Below are 2,112 nucleotides of genomic sequence, written 5' to 3'. Positions count from 1 at the left end.
TGACCTGTCCTGTCTCGCTGCTGACGGGCCCGGATCTCGCCGCTCGCGCGGCGCGCGGGATCGAGTGACCGCCTCGTATGGTGAGGGCATGGGGATCGAATCGTGGCTCGTGGTCGGTGTTCTCGTGCTCGCGGCCATTGGCGTGCTGTGGGTGCTTCTGTCGAAGCGGGGCCGCTACACGCCGGTCGATGCCCGGCCGACGATCCCGCCCGCGACCGGGGACGCCGGCAACCAGATCATTTGACGCCACGGGCGATCCGGGCCGGCGCACCAGCTCGATGAACGCTGCGCCGGCGCGCGGCGCGAGTCGGCGGTGATCAGGGCCGGGGACATGTCATCACCGCAGTTCACCGGTCGAATCCGTCGGGCCCGGTCGGTACGGTGCCGTGCATGGAACACATCGACGTCGACCCGACCGAGCATCCGGACTATCTGACGCTGTCGGAGGCCGGGAAGGAATGCGGTGTGGGTATGAGGGTGCTTCAGAAGCTCGTCCGGGACCGCAGGATCGTCGAGGGAGTCGCCCGCACCAAACGCGGCACCCCCTATCTGCACCGTGATCACGTGCCGAGCTGGTCGCAGATCGAAGCGATCCTCGCGCAGATGTATCTCCAGCAGCTCGCCCGGGTCGAGAAGGCCATGAAGAACCTCGAGGTCGAGGTAGAGGCGGTGCGTTTCGACCTCAGCGAGGTGCACGCCGATCCGGACGCCCGCTCGGGGACGATCTGCGCGCGGCGGCTGATCTGTCGTTCGACGAGAAGGGCAGGACAGTGTCGGGGGCGACGAGCAAGCTCAGTCGCGAGGTGATGGCGTTGATTTCGGCGAAGAATCACCTCGACGACGTGCGCAGCACCGTGTGACGGCCGCCGGGCTCGCAGAGGCCGCACAGGGGACGTGTCATCGATGCAGGTGAAGGCCACATTTCACCCTCAATGAGGGTGTCTAGGTGCCGGATGACGGCGCACGGCACGAATACTCGCCGAGCACGATTTCGTGGCCACTGCGTCGGTGATACCATTTGGTATATCCCCTAGTTGAGGTGGTGAATGCGATGTCGGTGGCGTTCGAGAAGGACATCGAGCGGAAACTCCGCGCGATCTCCCCGCGCGCGGAACTCGCCCAGCTCGAGAAGCTGCGTGCGGTGCTTGCCGCGGCGGAAGCGGGATGGAAGCATCGGCAGATCGCGCCGCGGGTCGGGGTGACGCAGCCGGAGATCAGCCGGTTGCTCAAAGCAGCCCGGTTGCGGGCGGATGTCCGGGAGCGCACCCCGCGAGAGGTGCTGCTGCGCTACGCGGTCGGCGAGCTCGACCACCAGCAGATGATGGACGAACTCGAACACTGGGACTACACCTTCGGCGGCCCACCCGCCGACGACCCCGCCGCGGACGTCTACGTGCGCGGCAGCTGGGATCAGATCGAACGGGCCGGGGATCTGCTCTCCGACGACGACTATCAGCGCCTGTTCGAGGTCACCGCGGCGGCGCGGCGGGCGGCGAGCCGCCGCTAGTGAAGCAGCCGTGCGCCAAGACCCATGCCCTCCTCGACTCGTGGTGTGCGCCCGGCGGTGTCCTCGACGCCGGCGGCGTGCGCGCGTCGTTTCGCCTGTACGAAAACGATCCCGGCCGGCGTCGTAGTCGCGCCGGGATCGTCGATGCGTATCTGGCCGAACAGACCGGTATCGACCGCGGGGTCTACGACGACCTGCTCGATACGGTGCTGCCCGACGGGCGGCGGCTGCGCCCACGCGAGCTGGCCACCCTCGTGCACCGCGAATCCACCCAGATCCTCGACACCGTGCAGCAGCACTGCATCGAGATGGGGGAGAACATCGTCATCGAAGGCACCTTCCGCTGGGCCGGTCTCGGCGCGCAGTTGCTCACCGAACTCGGCGGTGCCGGCTATACCGACCTGACCATCGTCGATGTGGAAGTCACCCGCGACACCGCCATTCATCGCGCGCAGCACCGGTGGTGGACCGGCCGTATCGACCCGGACGACGAGCTGGGCGGCCGTTTCACCCCGACCTCGGCGATCACCGACCTCTACCCGGCCGGATCTGCGCGGTCGATCTGCGCGCGCAATGCGCGAGCGGCGTTCGATGATCCGCTGTCG

General features: G+C 67.6%; 4 protein-coding genes. All 4 read left to right on the top strand.

Going from position 1 to position 2,112, the window contains the following annotated elements:
* Positions 1 to 88: 88 nt before the first annotated feature.
* Positions 89 to 244 carry a hypothetical protein gene (locus tag I0Q12_RS11015; RefSeq protein WP_197251959.1) on the top strand — a complete coding sequence of 52 codons (156 nt, stop codon included), beginning with the start codon at positions 89 to 91 and terminating at the stop codon, positions 242 to 244.
* 146 nt (positions 245 to 390) lie between these two features.
* Complete coding sequence (locus I0Q12_RS11010) at positions 391 to 807, top strand: hypothetical protein (protein ID WP_197251958.1); 417 nt, start codon at positions 391 to 393, stop codon at positions 805 to 807.
* Between the two features lie 244 nt (positions 808 to 1,051).
* A complete protein-coding gene (locus I0Q12_RS11005; RefSeq protein ID WP_197251957.1) occupies positions 1,052 to 1,507 on the top strand; it encodes a hypothetical protein in 456 nt (151 codons plus the stop codon).
* Positions 1,507 to 2,112 (top strand): zeta toxin family protein (locus tag I0Q12_RS11000; RefSeq protein ID WP_197251956.1); only part of this gene is annotated, 606 nt, incomplete at its 3' end. The genes I0Q12_RS11005 and I0Q12_RS11000, both read left to right, overlap by 1 nt.

This window comes from Rhodococcus sp. CX (assembly GCF_015865005.1).
Lineage (GTDB): Bacteria > Actinomycetota > Actinomycetes > Mycobacteriales > Mycobacteriaceae > Rhodococcus.
The sequence above is the reverse complement of the archived record's forward strand: the minus strand, read 5'-3'. Positions and strand labels throughout refer to the sequence as shown.